This window comes from Bradyrhizobium sp. P5_C12 (assembly GCF_054049735.1).
Genome location: NZ_JBFULU010000023.1, coordinates 73986 through 98821, shown reverse-complemented (window position 1 = coordinate 98821; position 24836 = coordinate 73986). Strand labels below are relative to the sequence as shown.

At 64.6% G+C, this 24836-nt stretch carries 24 protein-coding genes; 13 read left to right on the top strand and 11 right to left on the bottom strand.

From position 1 onward, the window contains the following. Window positions 1–93: 93 nt before the first annotated feature. On the top strand, window positions 94–1455 hold the full coding sequence (locus tag ACXJMY_RS21355) for an ABC transporter substrate-binding protein (RefSeq protein ID WP_456621317.1): 1362 nt from the start codon (window positions 94–96) through the stop codon (window positions 1453–1455). A 68-nt stretch (window positions 1456–1523) separates the two neighbouring features. On the opposite strand, the gene ACXJMY_RS21350 is transcribed toward ACXJMY_RS21355, so the two are convergent. Then, window positions 1524–3431 (bottom strand): acyl-CoA synthetase, encoded by a 1908-nt coding sequence (locus tag ACXJMY_RS21350; protein ID WP_456621316.1) that lies wholly within the window; start codon window positions 3429–3431, stop codon window positions 1524–1526. Between the two features lie 248 nt (window positions 3432–3679). On the opposite strand from ACXJMY_RS21350, the gene ACXJMY_RS21345 reads away from it, so the two are divergent. Both ACXJMY_RS21345 and ACXJMY_RS21340 read left to right on the top strand, forming a co-directional pair. Beyond that, complete coding sequence (locus ACXJMY_RS21345; protein WP_456621315.1) at window positions 3680–4762, top strand: SecDF P1 head subdomain-containing protein; 1083 nt, start codon at window positions 3680–3682, stop codon at window positions 4760–4762. Window positions 4763–5017: 255 nt separating this feature from the next. After that, window positions 5018–5824 carry a Crp/Fnr family transcriptional regulator gene (locus tag ACXJMY_RS21340; RefSeq protein ID WP_456621314.1) on the top strand — a complete coding sequence of 269 codons (807 nt, stop codon included), beginning with the start codon at window positions 5018–5020 and terminating at the stop codon, window positions 5822–5824. A gap of 27 nt (window positions 5825–5851) precedes the next feature. On the opposite strand, the gene ACXJMY_RS21335 is transcribed toward ACXJMY_RS21340, so the two are convergent. Both ACXJMY_RS21335 and ACXJMY_RS21330 read right to left on the bottom strand, forming a co-directional pair. Beyond that, the gene (locus ACXJMY_RS21335; protein WP_456621313.1) at window positions 5852–6493 is read right to left on the bottom strand and encodes a glutathione S-transferase family protein; all 642 of its coding nucleotides are present in this window, start codon (window positions 6491–6493) and stop codon (window positions 5852–5854) included. Between the two features lie 155 nt (window positions 6494–6648). Beyond that, the gene (locus ACXJMY_RS21330; protein ID WP_456621312.1) at window positions 6649–7200 is read right to left on the bottom strand and encodes a cytochrome b; all 552 of its coding nucleotides are present in this window, start codon (window positions 7198–7200) and stop codon (window positions 6649–6651) included. A 170-nt stretch (window positions 7201–7370) separates the two neighbouring features. On the opposite strand from ACXJMY_RS21330, the gene murI reads away from it, so the two are divergent. The 6 genes from murI to ACXJMY_RS21300 all read left to right on the top strand — a co-directional run bounded on the left by murI (window position 7371) and on the right by ACXJMY_RS21300 (window position 12406). Continuing rightward, window positions 7371–8168: a glutamate racemase gene (gene murI / locus ACXJMY_RS21325; protein ID WP_456621311.1), complete on the top strand. Its 798-nt coding sequence runs from the start codon at window positions 7371–7373 to the stop codon at window positions 8166–8168. Between the two features lie 60 nt (window positions 8169–8228). Then, the gene (locus tag ACXJMY_RS21320) at window positions 8229–9002 is read left to right on the top strand and encodes an HpcH/HpaI aldolase family protein (protein ID WP_456621310.1); all 774 of its coding nucleotides are present in this window, start codon (window positions 8229–8231) and stop codon (window positions 9000–9002) included. A gap of 69 nt (window positions 9003–9071) precedes the next feature. Continuing rightward, a complete protein-coding gene (locus ACXJMY_RS21315) occupies window positions 9072–9455 on the top strand; it encodes a cupin domain-containing protein (RefSeq protein ID WP_456621309.1) in 384 nt (127 codons plus the stop codon). A gap of 107 nt (window positions 9456–9562) precedes the next feature. Next, window positions 9563–10330, top strand: coding sequence for an acyltransferase (locus tag ACXJMY_RS21310; protein ID WP_456621308.1), 768 nt, complete (start codon window positions 9563–9565; stop codon window positions 10328–10330). 303 nt (window positions 10331–10633) lie between these two features. Beyond that, the gene (gene rpsD, locus ACXJMY_RS21305) at window positions 10634–11251 is read left to right on the top strand and encodes a 30S ribosomal protein S4 (RefSeq protein WP_456621307.1); all 618 of its coding nucleotides are present in this window, start codon (window positions 10634–10636) and stop codon (window positions 11249–11251) included. 87 nt (window positions 11252–11338) lie between these two features. Next, window positions 11339–12406, top strand: coding sequence for a threonine aldolase family protein (locus ACXJMY_RS21300; protein WP_456621306.1), 1068 nt, complete (start codon window positions 11339–11341; stop codon window positions 12404–12406). Window positions 12407–12503: 97 nt separating this feature from the next. Here the strand turns inward: ACXJMY_RS21300 and ACXJMY_RS21295 are convergent, their stop codons facing one another. The 4 genes from ACXJMY_RS21295 to grxD are packed head-to-tail and all read right to left on the bottom strand — an operon-like array spanning window position 12504 to window position 15981. Beyond that, window positions 12504–13766, bottom strand: coding sequence for a serine hydrolase domain-containing protein (locus tag ACXJMY_RS21295; RefSeq protein WP_456621305.1), 1263 nt, complete (start codon window positions 13764–13766; stop codon window positions 12504–12506). Between the two features lies 1 nt (window position 13767). Further along, a complete protein-coding gene (locus ACXJMY_RS21290; RefSeq protein ID WP_456621304.1) occupies window positions 13768–15054 on the bottom strand; it encodes a serine hydrolase domain-containing protein in 1287 nt (428 codons plus the stop codon). 42 nt (window positions 15055–15096) lie between these two features. After that, entirely contained in the window at window positions 15097–15651 is a 555-nt protein-coding gene (locus ACXJMY_RS21285; RefSeq protein ID WP_456621303.1) for an O-acetyl-ADP-ribose deacetylase, read from the bottom strand. Window positions 15652–15654: 3 nt separating this feature from the next. Further along, window positions 15655–15981: a Grx4 family monothiol glutaredoxin gene (gene grxD / locus ACXJMY_RS21280; RefSeq protein WP_354225476.1), complete on the bottom strand. Its 327-nt coding sequence runs from the start codon at window positions 15979–15981 to the stop codon at window positions 15655–15657. 240 nt (window positions 15982–16221) lie between these two features. Between grxD and egtB the strand changes: the two genes are divergently transcribed. Continuing rightward, the gene (egtB, locus tag ACXJMY_RS21275; protein ID WP_456621343.1) at window positions 16222–17517 is read left to right on the top strand and encodes an ergothioneine biosynthesis protein EgtB; all 1296 of its coding nucleotides are present in this window, start codon (window positions 16222–16224) and stop codon (window positions 17515–17517) included. A 51-nt stretch (window positions 17518–17568) separates the two neighbouring features. Further along, complete coding sequence (gene egtD, locus ACXJMY_RS21270; RefSeq protein WP_456621302.1) at window positions 17569–18540, top strand: L-histidine N(alpha)-methyltransferase; 972 nt, start codon at window positions 17569–17571, stop codon at window positions 18538–18540. Window positions 18541–18565: 25 nt separating this feature from the next. Here the strand turns inward: egtD and ACXJMY_RS21265 are convergent, their stop codons facing one another. Beyond that, window positions 18566–19759: a low temperature requirement protein A gene (locus ACXJMY_RS21265; protein ID WP_456621301.1), complete on the bottom strand. Its 1194-nt coding sequence runs from the start codon at window positions 19757–19759 to the stop codon at window positions 18566–18568. 42 nt (window positions 19760–19801) lie between these two features. Beyond that, window positions 19802–20038 (bottom strand): BolA family protein, encoded by a 237-nt coding sequence (locus tag ACXJMY_RS21260; RefSeq protein WP_011088461.1) that lies wholly within the window; start codon window positions 20036–20038, stop codon window positions 19802–19804. 215 nt (window positions 20039–20253) lie between these two features. Here ACXJMY_RS21260 and ACXJMY_RS21255 point away from each other — a divergent pair, with 215 nt between their 5' ends. Then, on the top strand, window positions 20254–20613 hold the full coding sequence (locus ACXJMY_RS21255) for a DUF427 domain-containing protein (protein ID WP_456621300.1): 360 nt from the start codon (window positions 20254–20256) through the stop codon (window positions 20611–20613). Between the two features lie 100 nt (window positions 20614–20713). Here ACXJMY_RS21255 and ACXJMY_RS21250 read toward each other — a convergent pair whose 3' ends face one another. Further along, window positions 20714–20887, bottom strand: coding sequence for a DUF1328 domain-containing protein (locus ACXJMY_RS21250; RefSeq protein ID WP_456621299.1), 174 nt, complete (start codon window positions 20885–20887; stop codon window positions 20714–20716). Between the two features lie 183 nt (window positions 20888–21070). Here ACXJMY_RS21250 and ACXJMY_RS21245 point away from each other — a divergent pair, with 183 nt between their 5' ends. Then, complete coding sequence (locus tag ACXJMY_RS21245) at window positions 21071–22258, top strand: acyltransferase family protein (RefSeq protein WP_456621298.1); 1188 nt, start codon at window positions 21071–21073, stop codon at window positions 22256–22258. A 189-nt stretch (window positions 22259–22447) separates the two neighbouring features. On the opposite strand, the gene purL is transcribed toward ACXJMY_RS21245, so the two are convergent. Then, entirely contained in the window at window positions 22448–24658 is a 2211-nt protein-coding gene (purL, locus tag ACXJMY_RS21240; protein ID WP_456621297.1) for a phosphoribosylformylglycinamidine synthase subunit PurL, read from the bottom strand. Window positions 24659–24836 lie beyond the last annotated feature (178 nt).

The following is a 24836-nucleotide window of genomic DNA, read 5'->3' as shown; positions in this document are numbered from 1 at the left end:
ATACGCCAGGCGTAAGGGCCGTGATGTCGCAGGGCCGCGGCCCCGTGCGTGTGCTATGGATGAATGCCCTTGGTTGCTTCAAGGAGCATCATCATGGCACAGGGTGAAAACTCATTGAGCCATCCGGCGAGCCGGCGCAGTTTCATCAAGGGACTGGGGGCGGCTGGCGCGAGCCTTACCGCGCTGCCGCGCTGGAGCTTTGCCGAGGATACCGCTGCGGCTTACGCCAACGCCGCGATCGACTGGAAGCAATTTGCGGGACAGACGCTCGCACTTTCGGGCGCGATCCATCCGTGGTCGAATGCGATCACGCCGCTGTTGCCGGAATTCACCATACTCACCGGCATCAACGTCACCATCGACTTCCAACTGGAAACCACCTATCTCGGCGCGCTGCCGGTCAGGCTCGCTCGCGGCAGTAGCACGCCCGACGTCTTCATGTTCACGACCTATGGCCAAGGCATCTCGAACGGATGGGTTGAGCCACTGAACGGCTATTATTCCCAGAGGTCGCTGACCGACCCCGGCTGGTATGACGAGAGCGACCTGCTCAAGACGGCCCGAGCCTTCCCGCTGTGGTCGGACGGCGAACGGTACGCCGTCCCGATTACCTCGGAGGCAATGACCCTGTTCATCAACAGCGATGCGTTGGCAGCCAAGGACCTGCCGATTCCCCAGACTTTCGAGGAGCTGCTTGTCACCGCCAAGGCGGTCAAGACCAACGGGATGTCGGGGATCGCGATGCGGGCCCAGGCCAGCGGCAATTCCTCCCCACCGGCCATGGGCTTCCTGTTCTCCTACGGTGGGGCCATGATCGAGCACAACAGGGTTGCTTTCGCGAGCCCGGAGGGGATCGCGGCCGTCGAGATGTACGGACAGCTGCTCGGTCAGGCCGGGCCTGCCGGCGTCGGCAGCTACGAATGGTACCACGTGCTGGACGACTTCCTGCAGGGGCGGACGGCCATGGCGATCGACAGCAGCAACTTCGCGACCGACATCTCCAATCCCGCGAAGAGCCGTGTCGCCAGGCAGGCCGGGTTTGCAACCTTTCCGCATCTTGCCGGTCGCGGACCCGTCCCCTTCATGTCGCACTGGCAGGCGTGCATCAATTCCAGATCTCGAAACAAGCGGGCGGCTTTCCTGTTCCTGCTGTGGGCGACGAGCAAGGCGACCTCGCTGCGGACCGCTGCAGCGGGGCTGGCGACGACACGCGTGTCGGCCTGGTCGAGCGAGGGCTTCAAGACGGCGTTCGGCCCGCAAGCCGCCGAGGCGGCGCTGACCAATCTGCAGAATGCCGACGTCGACCGCGCCAAGGCGATCCTTTTCCATCCGCAATCGCGATTGATCCTCGACGCCTTCATGATCGGCGTCAATGAAGTGGTCAACGGTGCGAAATCGGCGAAGGATGCGATGACAGGCGCAGCCGAAAGGGCCAATGCGGCGATCCGCGGGTAGCGGCAACGCGTTGTCCAATCGGAAGAGTTGGGGCCGCGCCGTGCGCGACCCCATTGGGCTTGCTCCAGTTAGCCGAAGACCACCTCATGCCGCATCACGAACGGGGCGAGCAGCTTGTGCACCTCGCCGGCAACCGCCCCCCGCTCGACTTCCGGCGTGCCCACAACCGTCACCGTTGCGATCGAGCCGTGGCTGCCATGGGCGCCGACCTTGACCTTGCAATCGATGCCGCGCTCGGCGAGCGGCGCGAGCACCTTGGTGAAGACGCGCTGCGCCGCGTCCCAGCGCAGCTGCGGCTTGAACACTTTTCCGACGCCGGTGACCGGCATCGGGTCGATCGGGATGATCTGCACGGGATTGGCGGCGCGTTCCGGCGTGCGTTCGCGCACCCACGCCTCCAGTTCGCCCGGCTCAACCGTCGCGCCCGGCTTGAGCTGCACGTAACCCACGGGGAGCTCGCCGGCATAGGCGTCGGGCTGGCCGACCACGGCGGCGAAGCCGACGGCCGGGTGCTGGAACATGATCTCCTCGATCGGCGCCGGATCGATGTTGTGGCCGCCGCGGATCACAAGGTCCTTGGCGCGGCCGGTGATCCAGAGATAACCGTCGGCATCGAGCCGACCGAGATCGCCGGAATTGACCCAGACCTCGTCGACGAAGGCACCATTGTTGTGGGTGTCGTTGAGATAGCCGCCGAACACGCCGGGACCCGCCATGATCACCACGCCGATCTCGTCAGGCGCGCAGTCGCGGATCAGGCGGCCGTCGGCATCGAGCTGCACGATGCGCACGCGCGCGTAAGGCATCGGCAGACCGACCGAGCCGAGCCGGATCGGCCGGTCCGGGTAGGCCATGGTGTGCACGCTCGAGGTCTCGGTCATGCCGTAGACCTCGACTACCGGCAGCTTCAGCCTCTCCTGGATCGCCGAGCCGACCGCCACGGGAATCGCCGAGCCGCCGCCCGCGGCATATCTGAGGCTCGAGATGTCAGCGTTGCCCGGCGGCACCCCGAGCGTTGCGGCAAGCACCGTCGGCACGCTCGACAGCGCCTCCGGCCTGAAGCGCTCGACCAGCTGCCAGATATTCTTCACCGCATTTGGATTGCGCCATCCGCTGGGCGACAGCACGACGAGCGAGCCGCCGCCCGACAGCGTCGTCAGCACCTGCGTCAGCGATCCCCCGACGTGAAACAACGGCATGCCGAACAGCATGTTGCCGCCGGGCCCGGACTTCAGCAGCAAATTGAGCCCCCAGGCCTGATAGACCTGGTTGGCATGGCTGTGCCGCACCAGTTTTGGCGTGCCGGTGGTGCCGCCGGTGTGGAAATAGGCGGCGATGTCGCTGCCGAGAATCTTACGGCCGCTGACCAGCCGGTCGGACGGTTGCTGCTTGATCAGGTCGTTGAAGGCAAAGATTCCCTTCGCGGGATCGCCACCACCAAACACCTGCACGATCGCCTTGAGGTGCTTGAGCCGCGGGCGGATCTGCTCGACCTTCTGCCAGATGTCGGTGCCCGGCATCGGCCCGAGCGCCACCAGGATCTTCGTGTTCGCAGCTTCCAGGATCTCCGCGATCTGGTGCGGCTCCAGCAACGGATTGACGGGATTGGCGATGCCAGCGGCCTCCGCGCCGAACAGCGTCACGAACGCGTCCGGCACCAGCGGCAGCATGAAGCTGATGACGTCGTCCTTCTCCGCCCCAAGCGCGTGAAACATATTTGCGGCCTGCGTGACGCGCGCGATGAAGTCGCGGTACGTCACGACGAGGGGCGTGTCGGCCGGATCGGCGTTTTGCAGGAACTGGATCGCTGCCCCGTCGGGATTGCGCGCCGCACCGAGCCTGATGGCGTCAAGGGTGCTCTCGGCCGCGACGCGGTCGGCGTAAGGGACCTGCTCGAAGGCCCGGACCGCCGCGTCGGTCGCCAGGTCCGGATAGTCATTGCCGATCAGCCGATCGAGCGCGTGGATGCCCGCCATGGAATTCCGTCCTCCCTCTGTTCATTGCCCCGCCCCCTGTCTTTTGACATTTTGGTTCGGCGAGGCGCCGACCGATTGCCGGCCAACCGGGAACACAATGATGGATGATTTGCCGTTCGTCTATTGCCTAGCGGCTGCAACAACGGGGTTCGGATCGGACGGGATTTGAACCTCTGTGGCCGATCGGGGGACCAAGAACAGGCATCGGATTCACCTGCCAGCGTCCTGCCGCAAGACTTGAGGTCATCATGACTATGCCCCTGCGGGATCGCATCGGACGGCTCACCACTGCGCTCGCCATCGCAGCGGCGATCGCCCTGCCCCGTGCGGCGCTCGCCGAGGACAGCCAGCTCGACAAGATGCGCGCCAAGATCGCGGCCTTCATCGGCGACAAGATGGAGAAGCTGGGCGGCTCGCGCATCATCTACAAGGTGGACAGCGACGGCTTGCGCGAGAGCGTCGTCATGGATTTGCGCGACGACGTCTACAAGACCTTACGCGAGGGCAAGATCGCCTTTTCCGGTCTTGCGATCCGCGACGGCGGCGTCGAATTGAAGATCGTGGACGCCAAGGGCCGCGAAGAGCTGAAGCGCAAGCTCGCCTCAGCCGCGGAGGGATTGACGTCGCATGCGCTCGCCATGACCGACGGCGGCGACGGACTGGTCAGGCTCGTGCCGACCGATGCAGCATCCGCCGCGCGGCTGCGCGATCTCGTCGAAGACGCCATCGCCATGATCGAGCAGCGCCTCAAGGATGCCGGAATCAAGCTCGCCAGCGTCCAGCCTGACGGCACGGACCGCATCCGCATCTTCCTGCCCGGCATGATGGAGCCCGAGCAGGTGACCAGGATCTTCGCCACGAAGGTCAAAGTCAGCTTCCGCCTGGTCGACCTCTCGATGCCGGCGGTACAGGCTCAATCGGGTACGCCGCCCGCCGGCACGGAAGTCCTGCTCGGCTTCAAGGACGGGCGCCCTTATCTGGTCGCCAAGGACAGCGCGCTCGACGGCGACGACATCAGCTATGCGGGCCCGGGCTTTGCGAGCGGCACGAAGGACCCGATCGCCTCGTTCCGCTTCAATGGCCGCGGCACGCGGCGCTTCGCCCACATCACCGAAGAGAACATCGGAAAACCCTTCGCCATCGTGCTCGACGACAAGGTGATCTCAGCCCCCGTGATCCGCGAGCCCATCACCGGCGGCTCGGTCCAGATCTCCGGCAATTTCACCCTGGAGGAGGCCAACAGCGTCGCCATGATGCTGCGCGCCGGGGCGCTGCCGGGACACCTCGGCCTCGTCGAGCAGCAGGTCGTGCAGCCCGCCGCCAAGCCGTAGGCGAAGATCGCCCCACGCCTCCGCCTCCCCCGGGCGCCCAGGTCCATCCGCCACGCCGAAGCCCGCACCGGGACCCGAATCACGGGCGGGCTGCAGCCATGCGCACATCCAAACGGGCAATTGCCGAAACGCACGATCAGGCTAAAATTTGCCTCTTGCGGCACGACGGCCGAAGGCTCCATTCAAGCGGTCGTCATTCGATTTCGGCTATACGGGTACCGACCAGCACTGAAGGCCTTACGCGGGGACAATACCATGCCGTCCGGCAGCGCAGACATTTCCTCGATCCTCGATCGCATTCTCGATGCGGCGACGGACAACCTCAGGATCGCTAAGATCCTGGTCCAGATGGGCCTCGATCCCAACAATGTCACCTACGACGCGATCTTCAATAGGATGCTGGAGATCTTCGTCCACAACATCACGCTGGCCAATCTGTTCGCCGCGGTCGGCGCCGGCTTCTTCGTCGCCACCCTCTTGATGCGGACGATGGTGCCCCTGCGCGTCGCCAACATGGTCGGCTGCGCATTCTTCGCCGTCTTCGGCGCGCTCTCCGCAAATGTCTCGACGTTCCTGCTGTATCTTCTGTTGCTCCCGATCAACGCCTTGCGCCTGCGGCAAATGCTCAAGCTCGTCAAGAAGGCGCGCCACGCAGCCGAAGGCGACATGTCGATCGAGTGGCTCAAGCCGTTCATGACCGAGCGCAAATATCGCCGCGGCGACACGCTCTTCAAGCTGCGCGATCCGGCGAACGAAATGTTCCTCACGGTCACCGGCAAGTTCCTCGTCAAGGAAATCAACATCGAGATCCTGCCTGGAACTCTCATGGGAGAGCTCGGCTTCCTTACGCCCGACAACCGGCGCACCGGAACTGTCGAATGCATCGAAGACGGTCAGGTCTTGACGATCACTTATGACCGGCTGCTCGAGATCTATTTCCAGGATCCGCAGTTCGGCTACTACTTCCTGGTCCTCACCAGCCAGCGTCTCCTGCAGAACATCCAGCGTTTGCAGGACCAACTGACTGCTGAACGAGCCGCAACCACGAACAGGATTGCTTGATCGGCGCGACGGATCCGGCGCCGCCGCTCAGCTCAACAGCAGCGCCATGCCGGGATCGCCCTTCTCCATCGCACGCCGATAGGCCGGCCGGGCACCGATGCGGCCGAGATATTTGATCACACTCGGGCAGCGCGACAGGTCGTAGGGCTGGAAGTAGCGCATCGTGGTGAGCGAGAAGCCCATCATGATGTCGGCCGTGGTGAAGGCGCTGCCGGCCAAATATTCGGCGTCGCGAACGCGCGCGTCGACCAGATCCAAGGCACGGTCGACGCGCGCCTTGGTCGCAAGCAGCATCGGATTGTCGTCGGCAAGCTTGAGCCGGTTCAGGATCATCAGCCGGGCCATTCCGGCTTGCAGCGTGCCGTTGGCGAAGTGAAACCAGTACAGGAACTGTGCGAAGTCGGGGTCATCGGGGCGAAGCACGAGGCGGCCGTTGCCGTATCTGGCAATGATGTAGTCGACGATGGCACCGGATTCTGCGAGCACGAAATCGGCATCGGTGATCACCGGCGCCGACCCGATCGGATGCAGCGCCTTGTAGTCCGCCGGCGCCAGCATGGTGACGGGATCGCGCGCATAACGCTTCAGCTCGTAGGGAATTTCGAGCTCCTCGCAGAGCCAGACGATGCGCTCGGATTGCGATTTGCCGAGATGATGGACGGTGAGCATGGCGCCTCCTGCGATCGTGAGTTTGGTCAGTCGTGACGCCGCATCCTACTCCGTCATTGCGATGTAGAAGCAATAGCATTCCATCACCGTCATCCCCGCGCAACGGCGAAGCCGTTGCGCGGGGATGACGGATTGAACAGAAGTTCTATGTCCCCCTACCCCGCCTCGTCCGTCACCATCCGCACCACGACGCGGTCGCGGCGGATGAAGTGGTGCCAGAGCGCCGCGATCACGTGAACCGCGATCAGCGCGAGCAGGACATAGGCAAAGAAGATGTGGCAGTCCTCATAGGCACCCGCCGCCGCACGGTCGGGAGAGGTGAATTGCGGCACATGAAACAGGCCGAAGAAGTCCGAGTAATCAGGCGTGCGCGCGCCGGAATGCGCCCAGCCCAGCATGGCGACAACGATCACGATGAGATAGAGCGCACCATGGCTGACATGGGCCGCGATCTTGTGCCAGCGCGAGGTCCCAGGCGGCATAGCCGGCGTCGGATTGATGACGCGCCAGACCAGGCGCAGCACGGTGAGCAGCAGGACCACATAACCGATATCGGCGTGGATCGAGCGGTAGAAGAAGCGGTCGGGACGCGCCGGAATGTGGTTCACCCACCAGCCGAAGCCGATCATGCCGATGATCGCCAGCGCCAAACCCCAGTGAAGCCACCGGGCGACGCTGCCCCAGCCGGCATGTGTGTTTCTGATCATGTCGGCGCCCCCGCAATTTTGCGGAGCCGTCTGCACCGCAGCATCGCTGCTGATAGCGGGACAATGCAGAAGATACGAAGTGGAATCGTTCCAAATCGGCTCCCTGGAGGGCTCGGCCGTAAAACCGCCCCAAAAACCGAATGGTAACCATGATGGGCTAGGGTGATCACGTGACCTATTCTCCGACGATCCTGGTGTTCGATTCCGGCCTTGGCGGGCTCACGGTGCTGCGTGAGGTCGTGGCCGCGTGCCCGGACGCGCACTATGTCTACGTCGCCGACGACGCCTTCTTTCCCTACGGTCACCACAGCGAGGACGAGATCATCGCCCGCGTGGTGCCGCTGATGGGCGAGCTGATCGGCACGCATGATCCCGACCTCGTCGTCATCGCCTGCAACACGGCTTCCACCCTGGTCCTATCGCACTTACGCGCCGCTTATTCCCTGCCCTTCGTCGGCACGGTGCCGGCGATCAAGCCTGCCTGTGCGCAGTCGAAGAGCCGCCGCGTCTCGGTGCTCGGGACCAAGGGCACGGTGAAGCGCGAATACACGAAGGCGCTGATCCGCGATTTTGCTCAGGGTTGCGAGGTAACGCTGGTTGGCTCGCCCGAGCTCGCCTCGCTCGCAGAACGCGAGCTCGGCGGCAGCCCGATCAGCGACCGCGACATTCTCACCGAGCTCTCCCCCTGCTTCGTCGGCGACCCCGCGAACGCCGGCGCCCGCACCGACACGGTGGTGCTCGCCTGCACGCATTATCCGCTGTTGCTCGAGCGGCTGAAGCGGCTGGCGCCCTGGCCGGTCGCCTGGATCGATCCGGCGCCGGCGATCGCGCGCCGCGTCTCGGACCTGCTCGGACCGCACACGGGCGGCATCGCGCAATCCGGCGCCGAGATGGTTTTCACGTCGAACCGCGTGCACAGTCTTGCGGCAGCACTGACGCCGTTCTTCGGCGGCCGCGTGCCGGCCTGACTTTTCGGGTTCACGGCGCGCTGCTAGGCTCCGCCGTCGTCATCGCCCGCAGGTCATTCCATGTCCGTTCCGACTACGCCGCTCAACCGTCTCCGCCAGTTGTGGCGCGAGGGCCGCCCCGCCTTCGGCGCGATCGCGACGATCCCGAGCGTGCAGACCGTGCAGATCATGGCGCGCTCGCTCGACTGGATCATCGTCGATCTCGAGCACGGGCCTATCGGGCTGACCGAAGCGCACGCGATGATCGCCGCCACGACGGGGACGCCGTGCACGCCGCTGGTGCGGATCGCGGCGAACGAGCCGTGGCTTGCGAAAGCGCCGATGGACATCGGCGCCTTCGGCATCAACTTTCCGATGATCACCAATCGCGCAGAGGCCGAGAAGGCGGTGCGCAGCGTACGCTACCCGCCGCGCGGCGACCGGCTGTGGGGACCGTTCCACGCCCCGTTCCGCTGGGGACAATCGATGCCGGACTATATGGCGGGCGCCGATGACGAGATGATCTGCATGATCACCATCGAGCATGTCGATGCCGTCAACCGCATCGACGAGATCATGGCGACGCCCGGCATCGACGTCGCGGTGATCGGCCCCGGCGACCTCGCCACCTCCATCAACAAGCGCGGGCAGATGGACGATCCGGAGCTATTGGAGCTGATCGCGCGCGCCGAGGCCGGCATCCTCAGGAGCGGCGTCCCAATCGGCGGCGTGGCCCGCACCGCCGAGCAGGCCAACGCCCTGATCGACCGCGGCTACCGCGCGATCGCGCTCGGCTTCGACTGGTCACTGTTTCAGCGCGGCATCATGGCGGCGTTCGAGGGGATCAGGCGCTGAGTGGCTGTGGCCGGYCTTGCCGGGAACGGCGGCGCTGCTAGGGTCGGCCGTTCCAGGGAGGAAACAACCATGCTCAAAAAGACTTTGCTCGCCCTCACGTTCGCCAGCCTTGCCAGTCTTGCCTTTGCCCAGCAGTCCGGCATCAAGCGCACTCCGCTCCAGAAGATCGATTTCCCGGACGGCTACACCACCCTGACCGCCATCGCCGAAGTGCCGCCCGGCGGCGCCGCTGGCCGTCACACCCATCCCGGCGTCGAGACCGGCTATGTCCTGGAGGGCGAGGCTGACCTCCTCATCGACGGCCAGCCGGACAAGCATCTGAAAGCCGGCGATTCCTATCTGATCCCGGCCGGCGTCGTCCACGACGCCAAGACCCACGGCGATAAATCATTGAAAATCATTGGTATTTACGTCTACGACAAGACCAAGCCACTGGCGACGCCAGCCCCTTGATGCGACGAACCGACCGGCTCCACGCGGGTTGGTTCGTGCTAGAGCACGCGGTGAGCGGGCGACCCGCTCGCTGCACATATTTTAGTCCGCAGGAACCGAAAGACCCCATGCGCGGGACGCCCAAGACCATTTCGTTGCCGCGCCGCCTGATTGTCGACCTCATGCGCGCCTCGATGGGCGTGCCCTTCGTCTCGCTCTCCCGCCCGCTCCATATCCGCCCCCTGCTGGAGGCCCGCGCCGGAGCGGCCTCGCCGGCCGGCTGGGCCGCGATGTTCGTCAAAGCCTTTGCCCTGGTCGCGAGGGACGAGCCGGTCCTGCGCACCGTCTACGCCAAATGGCCATGGCCCTCGCTCTACGAGCTGCCCAATAGCGTGGCGTCGGTGGCGATCGCCCGGGTCCAGGACGGCGAGGAATGCGTGATGCCGCAGCGAATCGCAGCTCCTGAAGCCATGCCGCTGACCGCGGTCGACGCCGAAATCCGTCGTGCCAAGACGGCTCCGGTCGAAGACGTTCCCATGTTCCGCAAGGTCATGCGGGCCACCCGCCTACCACTGCCGTTACGGCGGCTATGCTGGGCGGTCGGGCTGAATTTCGGCCGGCAGCGCGGCAACTGGTTCGGCAGCTTCGCGGTGAGTTCGGTGGCCGCCTATGGCGGCGGTGAGCTCCATCCCATCACGCCGGGCCCGTTCATCGTCAGTTATGGGGTCGTCGAGCCGGACCAGACCATCCATGTCGTGATCCGCTGGGACCACCGGGTGACCGATGCCGCCCCCATCGCCCGGGTCCTGACCCGGCTGGAACAGGTGCTGAACACTGAAATCGCTGCCGAATTGCGAGCGGCCGGACCGAAGCCGATCCGGGCGGTGGGCACGTAGATACCGTCGTTCCGGGGCGGCTCGCAGAGCCGCACCCGGAACCTCGAGATTCTCAGGTGCGCAACTGCGCACCATAGTTCGATGCTGGCGCATCGTCCCGGAATGACCGGTGTAAAGAATTGACAGCACGCCCCAAACTCCCCTAAAAGCCGCCTGCTCGCGGGCCGATTTCGGCCCGCGAAGCGTTTCGCGACCCGTGGTCCTGTCCCTTCCAGCTTTGGGGATCGGACCTGTCGGTGCCGGGCTTTGGCCCGTCACACAGGAGGGCGCGTTTCCTCAAACCATGAACCTACAGAGGACGCGATGACTAAGCGCAGTGAGGCGAAGTACAAGATCGATCGCCGTATGGGCCAGAACATCTGGGGCCGCCCGAAGAGCCCCGTCAACCGCCGGGAATACGGCCCCGGTCAGCATGGCCAGCGCCGCAAGGGCAAGCTGTCCGACTTCGGCGTGCAGCTCCGCGCCAAGCAGAAGCTCAAGGGCTACTACGCCAACATTTCCGAGCGCCAGTTCCACGGCGTCTATGTCGAGGCGAGCCGCCTCAAGGGCGACACCGGCGAGAACCTGATCGGCCTCCTGGAGCGCCGTCTCGACGCGGTGGTCTACCGCGCCAAGTTCGTCTCCACGATCTTCGCCGCGCGCCAGTTCATCAACCACGGCCACATCAAGGTGAACGGCCGCAAGGTCAACATCTCGAGCTACCAGGTCAAGGTCGGCGACGTGATCGAGGTCAAGGAAGCCTCGAAGCAGCTCGCCCACGTGCTCGAAGCCAGCCAGCTCCCTGAGCGCGACACGCCCGACTATCTCGAAGTCGACCACGGCAAGATGACCGCGAAATACATCCGCATCCCCGGCCTCTCCGACGTGCCGTTCCCGGTGCAGATGGAGCCCCATCTGGTCGTCGAATTCTATTCGCGCTAAGATCTGATTATCGAAAGGCCCCGGTTCGCCGGGGCCTTTTTGCTTAAGAGCCACGTCAGTGGCCGTTCCGCCGCTAGGAGGCGTCGCATGCTCTACACCCCTCCCCCCGTCGATCCCAAGGCGCCGCCGGTGCGCATCAATCTGCTCTCGGATACACAGACCAAGCCGACGCCTGCGATGCGCGAGGCGATGGCGCGGGCTGAGGTCGGCGACGAACAGGTCGGCGATGATCCGACCGTGAACGCGCTGTGCGAGCGCGTCGCCGCGCTGCTCGGCAAGGAAGCCGCGGTGTACATGCCGTCCGGCACCATGTGCAACGTCACCGCGACGCTGGTGCATTGCCGTCCCGGCGACGAGATCCTCGCCCATGAGAGCGCGCATATCATCGCGCGCGAAGGCGGCGCGCATGCCGCCATCGGCGGCTTCCAGGTCACGCAATTGAAGGGCCCCGACGGCCAGTTCACGCCGGAGACGTTCCGCAAGGCGCTGCATCCGCGCACCCGCTACCAGCCGCCGCAGACCGTCGTCAGCGTCGAGCAGACCGCCAATATCGGCGGCGGCACGATCTGGAAGAAGGCGGCGCTCGACGAGATCGTCGCGATCGCGAAGCAACACGGCCTCGTCACTCACATGGACGGCGCGCGGCTGCTGAACGCTACGGTGGCGAGCGGCATCTCTCCGCGCGACATGACTGCGGGGTGGGATTCGGCCTGGATCGACTTCTCGAAGGGCCTGGGCGCGCCGATCGGCGGCGTGCTCGCGGGCTCGCGTGCCTTCATCGACGCGGTGTGGCAGTGGAAGCAGCGCCTCGGCGGCTCGATGCGGCAGGCCGGAATCTGCGCGGCCGCCTGCATCTACGCGCTCGATCACCACGTCGAGCGCCTCGCCGACGACCACGCCAATGCGCGCGCACTCGCCCGCGGGCTGTCGCAGATCGCAGGCGTCGAGGTGCAGGAGCCCGAAACCAACCTCGTGTTCTTCAGGCCCGATGGCGCGGGAATTCCCGGCGACAAGATGGTCGCGGCGCTGCGCCAGCGCGGCGTGACGCTCGCGATGATGGATGGCCGTATCCGCGCCTGCACGCATCTCGACGTCAATGCGAGCCAGATCGAGGAGACGATCGGATACGTGCGCGAGATCGTGCGCGGGGCGTAAGTCCCGTAGCCCGGATGGAGCGCAGCGAAATCCGGGGTTCTCACCTCGCGGAAAGATATTCCCGGATTGCGCTGCGCTCCATCCGGGCTACGAAACGTCAGCGCCCCATCGCCTGATAGATCAGCGTCTTCAGCGCCAGCTGAATCCGGCCGCGCTGCGACGGGGTCTGCACCATGAATATCCCGAACAGATCGTCTTCGGGATCGATGAAGAAGAAGGTTCCGCCGACACCGTCCCAGCGATACTCACCGAGCGGCCAGGAGGTCGCCGGCGGCACCGAGGTGCGCACGGCGAAGCCGAGGCCGAAGCCGGACGTCCCGCCGGGATAATAGTTCTGGTCGCGCGCGATCTTCGTCTCCGGCCCGATGTGATCCGACGCCATCAGTGCAATGGTCTCGGGCTTGAGATAGCGCCGGCCTTCATAGGTCCCGCCATTCAGCAGCATCTGCGCAAAGCGGGCGTAATCGCCGATGGTGCCGACGAGGCCGCCGCCGCCCGATTCCCATTTTATCGGCCGCCTGGGATCGCGGACCTGCGTCGTCGGATTGATGTTGCGATCCTCCGGCATCGGCTCGGCAATGCGCGGAAATTTTGCGGGATCGGCGACGTAGAACGCGGTCTCGGTCATGCCGAGCGGATCGAGCAGCCGTTCCTTTTCAAACTGGAGCAGCGTCTTCCCGGAGATCACCTCGACGACACGGCCGAGCACGTCGGTGGAATAGCCGTAGTCCCACACCCTGCCGGGCTGCTCCACCAGCGGCAGCGTGGCGATCTTGGCGGCGAATTCGGCGTTGGTCAGATTGCTGTTGAAGAGATTGGCGTCCGCATAGAGCGCGTGCACCATGCCGCCACCGTAATAGCCGTAGGGCAGCCCGGAAGTGTGACGCAGCAGATCCTTGATCGTGACCGGACGTTCAAGCGGCTCCAGCTCCAGCGCGACCTTGCCGTCCTCGGCCTTCTTCTCGACGCCGATCTTCATGCCGGCAAAGGCCGGAATGTATTTCGAGACGGGATCGTCGAGCGCGAGCTTGCCCTCCTCGACCAGCATCATCGCCATCACGGAGGTGATCGGCTTCGACATCGAATAGAGGCGGAAGATCGTATCCGCGCTCATCGACATCTCGGTCGCGACGTCCCGGACACCGAAATTCTCGTAATAGACCGGCTTGCCGTGCTGCTGGAGCAGCAGGATCGCGCCGGGAAACTTGCCGGTCGCGACCTCGTTCCGGATGTAGTCGGAGACTTTTGCCAGGCCTTCGGGCGAGAGGGTGCGTGCGCCGCGTCCCTCGGAGCCCGCTTTCGCACCGATTGCACCGAACAGAAGGACGAGCGCCGCGAGCAGCGCGCGGCGCCCGCGCATGTCAATTCTCCAAGGCTTCATAGACCAGTTGCTTCAATGTCCGCTGCACCCGCTGGCGCTCGGTGGGTGTCTGTTCCAGCAGCACGAAGAACATGTCCTGCTTGGGGTCGATCACGAAATAGCAGCCGGAGGCGCCGTCCCACTTCAATTCCCCGAGATCGCCGGGCGGCGGCGGCTTGGCGTTGCCGGGATCGGTGCGGACGGCAAGGCCGAGGCCGAAGCCAAAGCCGTCGCCGGGGAAATAGAAATAGTCGCGGCTGACCCCCGAGGTCGGGCCGACCTGATCGGTCACCATCAGCTTGAACGTCTCGGGCTTGAGAATGGTCTTGCCGTCGAGGCTGCCGCCATTGAGCAGCATCTGCGCAAAGCGCTCATAGTCTGCCATGGTCGTAACCATGCCACCGCTGGCGAATTGAATTTTTTTGACAACCGTTGGATCGTTGATCCGGCCGACGCGAAAGTCGGCGTCATTCGGTACCGGCTGGGCCAGAAGCTTCTGCTTCTCGGGGTCCGTGACGAGGAAGCCGGTGTCGACCATGCCGAGCGGATCGAGCAACTTCTCCCGCTCGATCTCGAGCAACGGCTTCCCAGCCGCGATCTCCATCACGCGCGCCAGTATGTCGGTGGAATGGCCGTATTGCCAGAGCGCGCCCGGCTGGTTGTGCAGCGGCAGTTTGGCGATGCGCTCGGCGAACTCGGCGAGGTCGAAATCGCCGGCATAGATATTGGCGTCGCGATAGGCCTTGCGCACCAGGCTGTCGCCATAGAAGCCATAGGTGACGCCGGACGTGTGGCGCATCAGATCGAGCACCGTCATCGGCCGCGMAGGCGGCACGAGCTCGAGCGACTTGGTGCCGTCGTCGGCCTTCTTCTCGACACCGACCTTCACGTTGGCGAAGGACGGAATGTATTTCGAGACGGGATCGTCGAGCTTGATCTTGCCGTCTTCGATCAACTGCACCGCGACGACCGAAGTGATCGCCTTGCTCATCGAGAACAGGCGGAAGATGGTCTTGTCCGTAATCGGCGCCTTGCTGACCACGTCCTGAACACCGAAGGCTTCGTGGTAAACCGGCTTGCCGTGCTGCTTGATCAGCACGGTCGCGCCCGCGATCTTGCCCGTCGCGACCTCATTCTTGAAGAACTCGCTGACCTTGGCGAGCTTGTCCTGGTTGAAATGCGCGCCTGCGGGGATTTCGTAGGTCCCCTCCGCGCGCGCGAGCGAGATCGCGCCAAGCGACACCAGCACGCCGCAGGCGACCGTACGCAGTCCAGAATGTAAAATCATATCCCCTCCCCGGAACATGGCGGCCGGAGTGTACTTGCGGCGTCAGCTGGCACAAGGGCTGCCATAGCGCGCCAAAACGTCCGTGTGGAGAGCGGCGCTCCTCTGCGAAAAACAACAAAATATGACGCGGGCAATGGAGGGCGCAGCCGGCAGGGCTTCAATGATCGTGTGAACCGCAATCGTCGCGGCCTGGTCGGCCGGAAAGCGATATACGCCGGTCGAGATCGCAGAGAAGGCCAGTGAGGTCAGTCCATTGGCCTGGGAGAGCTCGAGCGCACGACGATAACAGGAACTGAGCGCCTCCGCCTCGCCGCTTGTGCCGCCATGCCAGACGGGACCGACCGCGTGGATCACATGGCGGGCGGGCAGAAGATAGCCCCTGGTGATCTTGGCATCGCCGGTCGGGCATCCGCCAAGCGCCCGGCACTCGGCGAGAAGCTCGGGACCGGCAGCGTCGTGAATCGCGCCATCCACACCGCCTCCGCCAAGGAGCGACGAATTTGCGGCGTTGACGATGGCGTCAACGCCGAGTGTCGTGATGTCAGCAACGATGACCTCAAGCTCCGCGCCGCCGATCCGGCGCGTCAGCGTGGTCACGCGTCAGGCCGCGACAGCGACGCCCTTCTCGGAGAGGAGCTGCTGCAATTCGCCGGCCTGGAACATCTCGCGGATGATGTCGCAGCCGCCGACGAACTCGCCCTTCACATAGAGCTGCGGGATGGTCGGCCAGTTGGAGAAGGTCTTGATGCCGTTGCGCAGCTCGGCGGATTCGAGAACGTTGAGGCCCTTATAGCCGACACCGAGATGGTCGAGGATCTGGACGACCTGGCCGGAGAAACCGCACTGCGGAAATTGCGGCGTGCCCTTCATGAACAGAACCACGTCGTTCGACTTCACTTCGTTGGCGATGAATTCCTCGATGCTCATATCCATGTCCTTCCGGGGCGGAGCCCTCAACGATCACTTCGGGCCGGCTCAGCCGATTTAACCCGATACCTTGCCATATATGTAGCCCAAACCGTTGTGCATCCAAAGTAAAATGGCGGCGACAGGACCCGGAAAGCCGGTCCGCCCCCCCGGCGGGCGCATGGGCTGATGACGCTAATATCATCGCCGGGGAGGACTTTCATACCGTAACGGAGCCCCTATCTAGGACGAACCTTGGTTTTGGAACCGGGCAACGCCAACAACGTTCTCTTGTCCTGTCTGGAGAAAAACGTGACGAAACCAGCCTCCGCCACGGCCCCGCCAATTTCGTCACCGTCCTCCGACCCGGGCAATCTCGCCCAGCGGCTGGAGGACGGGTTTCTCGCCGTCCGCAACGAGACCGAGCACCGGGCCGCGCCGCTCTCGCCCGAGGACCAGCAGATCCAGTCCATGCCGGATGCGAGCCCGGCGAAATGGCACCGCGCCCACACCACCTGGTTCTGGGAGCAATTTTTGCTCGGCGAGCACTGCCCGGGCTACCAGCCCTTCCACCCCGATTTCGCGTTCCTGTTCAATTCCTACTACGTCAGCGCAGGGCCCCGTCATGCCCGGAATCACCGTGGCGACATCACCCGGCCCGGCGCGAGCGAGGTCGGCGCCTATCGTCGATATGTCGATGCTGCGGTCGTCAAATTCTTCCGCGAGGCCGGCGAGGACAAGCTCCGTGCCATCGCGCCGCTGGTCGAGGTCGGGCTCAATCACGAGCAGCAGCATCAGGAATTGATGTTCACCGACATCCTGCACGCCTTCGCGCAGAACCCGGTCTATCCGGCCTACGACCCGGACTGGCGCTTTCCGTCCGCGACGCGCACCGGCGATGAATGGCTGATCCTCAACGAAGGCATCCACACCGTCGGCCATGTCGATGACAGCTTCCACTTCGACAACGAGAGGCCGGCCCACCGCGCCCTCGTCGGCCCGGTCAGGATCGCACGCAATCTCATCACCAATGGCGAATGGCTCGCCTTCATGCGCGACGGTGGCTACGCCAAAGCAACGCTGTGGCTGATGGACGGCTTTGCCGCCGCCAGCAAGGAAGACTGGCAGGCTCCGGGTCATTGGCGCGAGGTCGATGGCGCCTGGCAGGTGATGACGCTCGCCGGCCTCAAGCCGGTCGATCCCGACGCCCCCGTCTGCCATGTCAGCTATTACGAGGCCGATGCGTTCGCGCGCTGGGCGGGAAAGCATCTGCCGACCGAGATGGAATGGGAGGTCGCCGCCCGCGCGGGCCAGCTCAACGATGCCTTCGGCATCGTCTGGCAGTGGACACGGTCGTCCTACTCGCCCTACCCGGGTTACCGCGCCATCGAAGGCGCACTCGGCGAATACAACGGCAAGTTCATGGTCAACCAGCTGGTGCTGCGTGGCTCCTCGCTTGCAACTCCCGAAGGACATAGCCGTATTACTTATCGCAACTTCTTCTATCCGCACCATCGCTGGCAGTTCACCGGACTGCGGCTCGCCGATTACGTCTAGTCTTTAATCCGACGATAGATACGCGCCGGACAGCGCGTTCAGGAGAGTATCATGAATGTGCACGCCAGCGCTTTGGCCGAAGCCCATCTTCCCGACGAGCAGACCACCGCCTTTGCCCGCGAGGCCATCGAGGACCTCTCGCAACAGCCGAAAAAACTGTCGCCGAAATATTTCTATGACGCGACCGGATCGGAATTGTTCGAGGCGATCACGCGCCTGCCGGAATATTATCCGACCCGCACCGAGCTATCGATCCTGAGGGAACGCGGCGGCGAGATCGCCAAGATCATTCCGGAGCACGCCGCACTCGTCGAATTCGGCGCGGGCGCGACCACAAAAGTCCGCCTGCTGCTCAGTCATTGCAAGTTCGCGGCCTATGTCCCCGTCGACATCTCCGGCGACTTCCTGAAGGCGCAGGCGAACGGCCTCAAGCGGGACTTCCCTTCACTCGGCATCCATCCGGTGGCGGCCGACTTCACCACGCCGTTCGAGCTGCCCAAGGCCGTGGCATCGATGCCCAAGGTCGGCTTCTTCCCGGGCTCGACCATCGGCAATTTCGAGCCGCACGAGGCGCAAGCCTTCCTGAACAGCGCACGCGAGATCCTCGGCCGCGGCGCACAGATGATCATCGGTGCCGACCTCGAAAAGGAAGAGCGGGTTCTTCACGACGCCTATAACGACGCCGCCGGCGTCACCGCGCGCTTCAACCTCAATGTGCTGGTGCGCATCAACCGCGAGCTCGGCGGCAATTTCGACCTCTCCGCCTTCACCCATCGCGCGATCTATAACCGCGAGCGGCACCGCATCGAAATGCATCTGATCAGCAAGAAGAGCCAGACCGTTCGCCTGCTCGGCACCAGCTTCTCGTTCCGCCCCGGCGAGAGCATCCACACCGAGAACAGCTACAAATACAGCCTCGAACGCTTCGCCGCACTGGCGCAGGGCGCCGGCTGGCGGGTGCGCGAGAGCTGGACGGACGCGGCCAAGATGTTCTCGGTGCATGCGTTGGAGGTGGCGGAGTAAACGCTTCGGCGCCCGGGGCGCCGGGTCAATGCTCCTCCGCCTCCTCGGTCGTCGACCCCAGCGACACCGATTCCCACACCGCGACCAAGATCATGATGACCGTGGTCGCGACCGAGAGCCAGAGCGGCGACAGCTCCGACGCGAACCACCACAGCACCGCGAGCGCGATGATGCCGATGCCGTGGGAGAGCTGGAGGAAGCCGCGGATCGCGTGCTTGAACAGGATAGTGCCGACCAAAAACACCAGCGGCCCGCCGACCGTGCTGACGATGGTCCTGACATCGGAATGCCCGGTCGGATGCTTCAGCACCAGTTCGTCCGAGACCGCGGTCAGGATGATGCCGGCGACGATCGGCATGTGCAGATAGGTGTAGGCGAGCCGCGCCAGCCGGCCGGATTCGGTGGTCTTCGAGATCCGCTCTGAGCCGGCTTCCGCGCCCTTGTGGAAATAGATCCACCACATCGCGATGCTGCCGACCAGCGCCGAGACGAAGGCGAGGATGTTGTCCGCGGTCCAGTCCAGCTCGGCAAAGGTCGCGCCGTTGACGACGACGGCCTCGCCGAGCGCGATGATGATGAAGCCGGCGCAGCGCTCGGCCATGTGGCCGCCTTCGACCGCCCAGGCCTCGACCGATGAGAAGCCCAGCCTGGGGACCCAGAAGCGTGCCGCCGGCGAGATGTATTCCCACGTGACCGCCGCGATCCACAGCCATAGCCGGGTTTCGCCCTCGGACAGCCCGCCCGCGATCCACAGGACCGCGGAGATCGAGAGCCATGTCAGGATGCGGATCGCGTTGTGCCGCACCGCCGTCCGATGCCGCGGGGTTGCGAACATCCAGAAGGCGGTGCGTCCGACCTGCATGGCCGCATAGGCAATCGCAAACCACAAGCCGCGCCCCTCGAACGCGGTCGGGATCGTGGTTGACAGCACGAGGCCGCCCAGCATCATTGAGAAGAGCATGACGCGGACCGGCGTCAGCTCGGGGTTGAGCCAGTTGGTGACCCATGCCGTGTAGACCCACACCCACCATACGGCGAGAAACAGCACCATGACGTGCACCGCGCCGAGCGGCGTGAAGTGGTGCAGCAGCGTGTGCGAGACTTGCGTGATGGCGAAGACGAAGACGAGGTCGAAGAACAGCTCGGCATTGGTGACGCGGCTGTGCTGGTTCGGCACGATCACACGAAACATCGCGCCGCGCGGATTGTCCGCAGCCATCACCGTTCCCTCGTCACGCGATCAGATCAGGTGCCCGTCAGATCAGGTGCCCGGCACCCCGGTTTGCAGCGCCAGCGCGTGCAGTACGCCGCCCATCTGGCCGCGCAGCGACTGATAGACGATCTGGTGTTGCTGGACGCGGGACTTGCCGCGGAAGGATTCCGAGATCACGGTCGCGGCGTAGTGGTCGCCATCGCCGGCGAGGTCACGGATCGTCACCTCGGCATCGGGGATCGCTGCCTTGATCATCGCCTCGATATCGTGGGCGTCCATGGGCATTCGGGTCGTGCTCCTTGTCTCGGCTGCAAATCAGCCTCGTCGTCGTCGAATCGCTGCCGGGGTCCGGATCTGCAAAACCAAACTTGCCGGCAGGGCCAAACTTAGCGTGAACGGCCTTCTACGTCACGCCTTCAGGTACTATATCCGTGATCCCATCAGGATAAAGGCACGACAAAGTGCCGCGCGCGGCAGATTGATCGAAAAGGCGTGAAATCATGAAGCTCCCAGGGCCCGACCACCCCATCACCATCACCCCCACCCCCCGGCGCGTCCGCGTGACGGCGGGCGACATCGTGATCGCGGAGACCACCAAGGCGCTGACGTTGAAGGAGGCCAGATACCCGGCGGTGCAATATGTGCCGCGGGAGGACACCAATATGGCGCTGCTCGAGCGCACCGACCGTGTCACCCATTGCCCCTACAAGGGGGATGCGAGCTATTACAGCATCAAGGCCGACGGCAAGACGCTCGACAACGCCATCTGGACCTACGAGACGCCCTTCCCGGCGATGACCGAAATCACCGGCCACCTGGCGTTCTACCCGGACAAGGTCAAGATCGAGGAAGTGGGGTAGCTGGAGATGGCGTCATTCCGGGGCGATGCGAAGCATCGAACCCGGAATCTCGAGATTCCGGGTCTGGTGCTAGCGCACCATCCCGGAATGACGACGCAGGCTACGCCCTGAAGATCGTGAGCCCGAGCACCAGCAGCACCAGGAAGATCACGACGAAGACGTAGAACAGGAAGCGGGCGATATCTGCGGAGGCCGCGGAGATGCCGGTGAAGCCGAGCACGCCGGCCACGATCGATATCACCAGGAAGATCAGCGCCCATTTCAGGATCGTCATCGCCAGCTCCGAGATAGCTGCCGCACGCGGCGGCCCTCAACCCATCCGTGAACGCTAACTTCGCTGCGTGGAGCTGGTTCCTGGCGATACCGGACCGGCAAGGCGGGGACAAACGGCGCTTGCTGAATCGGGTTCCCGGCGGCAAAGTCTAGCCGGGACGGGAGCGAGACCGGGGCGGCCACGATGACGATGTCACAGTCAGCGACGATCGGTGCAGAGGTGCACGCCGCGCCGAAGAGCAAGACGCGCAATGTGTCGCTCGATCGCGCCCGCACCTTCCTGACGCTGGTGGTGCTGCTGCATCACGCGGTGATCCCCTATACTTATTTCGGTCATACCGATCCGAAGTACTTCTTCGGCTTCGACATGATCGTGCTCGCCACCGACAGTTTCTTCATGGCGATGTTCTTCTTCCTGTCGGGACTGTTCGCCTGGTCCGGTATCGCCCGGAAGGGAGCGCGGAGCTATTTGGCAGATCGCCTGCTTCGGCTTGGCTTACCCTTCGTGATCTGCGCCTTCACGGTCATTCCGCTCGCCTATTACGCGATCTCGCTGCGGCACCATCCCGAGATCGGCTTTTCGGAATACTATTGGAACATGATCACGAAGGGCCCGTGGCCGAGCGGGCCGATCTGGTTCCTTTGGGTCTTGTTCGCCTTCGATCTGGTTGCCTGCCTGCTGCACCGGCTGTCGCCCAATCTGCTCGATCCGATCAATCGCCTCTCGCTGCACGGCCGCCGCCGGCCCGCGGTGTTCTTCGCGGTGATGCTTGCCGTTACCGCGGCGTTCTACGTTCCCGGGCTGATGATTTATGGGCCAAGCAGCTGGTTCGAATTCGGGCCGTTCTCGGTGCAGCACGGGCGCGTGATGCTGTATGCGACCTACTTCTTTTTCGGCGCCGGCATCGGCGTTGCGCAAATGGATCGCGGGCTGCTCGCCGCAGACGGCCGGATGGCGAAGGTGAGCTGGGACTGGATGGTGCTGGCGATCGTCCCGTATTGCCTGCTGTGGGGGCTGATCGCCATCAAGCGGGAAGTCCTGGGCAACCCGTCGCCGCTGCCGAACTGGTATGAGGCGCTCTACGCGATCTGCTTCGCTGTCTTCAGCGTGGCTATCATGTTCCTGATCCTGGCCTTTTTCCAGAGGTTCAGGCAATCAGGCTCAGCCAGGCTGCTCGATCCAATGCAGAGCGACGCGTACGGCATGTTCCTGGTGCACTATCCGATCGCACTGTGGCTGCAATACTGGCTGTTCGACTATGACCTGCCGGCGATCGTCAAGGCCACGATCGGGTTTGTACTGACAGTCGCGGCGAGCTGGGCGCTGACGCGAGCGTTGCGGCAGATCCCGGGCGCGACGAAGGTGCTTTGAGGAAACGGCACCGGCCTCCTATCGTCGTTCCGAGCGCAGCGAAGTGGTCGTAGCCCGGATGGAGCCAACGGGTCGGCGCGAAGCGCCGCCCGATGACAGGCTCCGCGCAATCCGGGGGCTGTCGCCGCGGGTACCATCCCGGATTACGCTTCGCTCCATCCGGGCTACGGGTCTGAGATTGTGGCGTCGCTACGCCGCCTTCCCGCCCATATACTCCGGCAGCCAGCGCTCGAACGAGGCACGCAGCGTGTCGATTGCGACAGGCGCCTCGCCGGCGATCGCGATCGCGTCGCCGCCGGTGGTGCCGATCCGCACGCAGGGCACCTCGCAGCCGCGCATCTTGGCGAGCACGCGGCCGGCTTCCGTTTCCGGCACGGTGACGAGATAGCGCGCCTGATCCTCGCCGAACCAATAGGCTTGCGGGACGAGCGCAGCGGGCGCTGCCAGCAGCTTCGCGCCGATGCCGCTTGCCATCGCCATCTCGGCGAGCGCGACCAGGAGCCCGCCGTCGGAGAGGTCGTGCGCGGCGGTCGCGGTGCCCGCATGGATCATGCCGCGCACACAATCGCCGTTGCGCTTCTCCGCGGCGAGGTCGACCGGCGGCGGCGCGCCCTCCTCGCGACCGCAGATATCGCGGAGGTAGACCGACTGGCCGAGCCAGCCATGGGTCTCGCCGATCAGCAGGATCGCCTCGCCCTCGGCCTTGAAGGCCAGCGACGCGGACTTGGTGAAGTCGTCGAGCAGGCCGACACCGCCGATCGAGGGCGTCGGCAGGATCGCGCGGCCGTTGGTCTCGTTGTAGAGCGAGACGTTGCCGGACACGACCGGGAAGTCCAGCGTGCGGCAGGCCTCCGAGATGCCTTTCAGGCAGCCGACGAACTGGCCCATGATCTCGGGCCGCTCCGGATTGCCGAAGTTGAGATTGTCGGTGATCGCGAGCGGCTTGCCGCCGACCGCGGTGATGTTGCGCCACGCTTCCGCCACCGCCTGCTTGCCACCCTCAAACGGATCGGCCTCGCAGTAGCGCGGCGTGACGTCGACGGTCAGCGCCAGCCCTTTCGGCCCGTCCTGCACGCGCACGACGGCGGCGTCGCCGCCGGGACGCTGCATGGTGTTGCCGAGGATGACGTGGTCGTACTGCTCCCAGACCCAGCGCTTGCTGCATAGGTCCGGCGTGCCGATCAGCTTCTCCAGCGCGCTACCCACGCCCATCGGCGCCGGCACGTCGCGGGCGTGCACGACCGGCAGCCCGGCGGAGGCGACATGCGGGCGGTCATAGAGCGGCGCCTCGTCGCCGAGCTCCTTGATCGGCAAATCGGCCATGACGTCGCCGCCATGCTTGACGACAAAGCGCTTGCTCGGCGTGGTGTAGCCGACCACGGCGAAATCGAGCCCCCACTTCTTGAAGATCGCCTCGGCTTCCTGCTCCTTCTCGGGCTTGAGCACCATGAGCATGCGCTCCTGGCTCTCCGAGAGCATCATCTCGTAGGCGCTCATGCCGGTCTCGCGGGTCGGCACCGCATCGAGATCGAGGTCGACGCCGAGATCGCCCTTGGCACCCATCTCGACCGCCGAACAGGTCAGGCCCGCCGCGCCCATGTCCTGGATCGCGATGACGCAGCCCTTCTCCATGATCTCGAGGCAGGCCTCGAGCAGCAGCTTTTCGGCGAAGGGATCGCCGACCTGCACCGTCGGGCGCTTCTCCTCGGACTTGTCGTCGAACTCTGCCGAAGCCATCGAGGCGCCGTGAATGCCATCACGCCCCGTCTTCGAGCCGAGATAGACGATCGGCATGTTCACGCCGGAGGCGGCGGCATAGAAGATCTTGTCGGCGTCGGCGAGGCCCACGGCCATCGCGTTGACCAGGATGTTGCCGTCATAGCGGGTGTGGAAGCGCACTTGGCCGCCGACGGTCGGCACGCCGAAGGAATTGCCATAGCCGCCGACGCCGGCCACCACGCCGGAGACCAGATGCCGGGTCTTGGCATGCTCGGGCGCGCCGAAGCTCAGCGCGTTGAGGCAGGCGATGGGGCGTGCCCCCATGGTGAAGACGTCGCGCAGGATGCCGCCGACGCCGGTGGTCGCGCCCTGATAGGGCTCGATGTAGCTCGGGTGGTTGTGGCTCTCCATCTTGAAGACCACGGCCTGGCCGTCGCCGATGTCGATCACGCCGGCGTTCTCGCCGGGGCCCTGGATCACCCAGGGCGCCTTGGTCGGCAGGCCACGCAGATGGATCCGCGACGACTTGTACGAGCAGTGCTCGTTCCACATCGCCGAGAAGATGCCGAGCTCGGTAAAGGTCGGCTCCCGCCCGATCAGCTTCAGGATGCGCTCATATTCGTCGGGCTTGAGCCCGTGGGCGGCAACCAGTTCGGGGGTGATCTTGGGTTCATTCTTCATGGATTCGGGGCTTTCGGCGGCGTTGGCCGTTCTTAGGAAGATCGGGGCCTCGCGAAAAGCCCTTTATGGCGCATTTTCCCACTGTCCCACGTTTTGCGGCCGAGGGGTGCGGGAACGGGAATTGCACGGCGCGGACGGATCGGATTTAAGGGCTAAAGCCCCGCAATTGAAGGCCCAT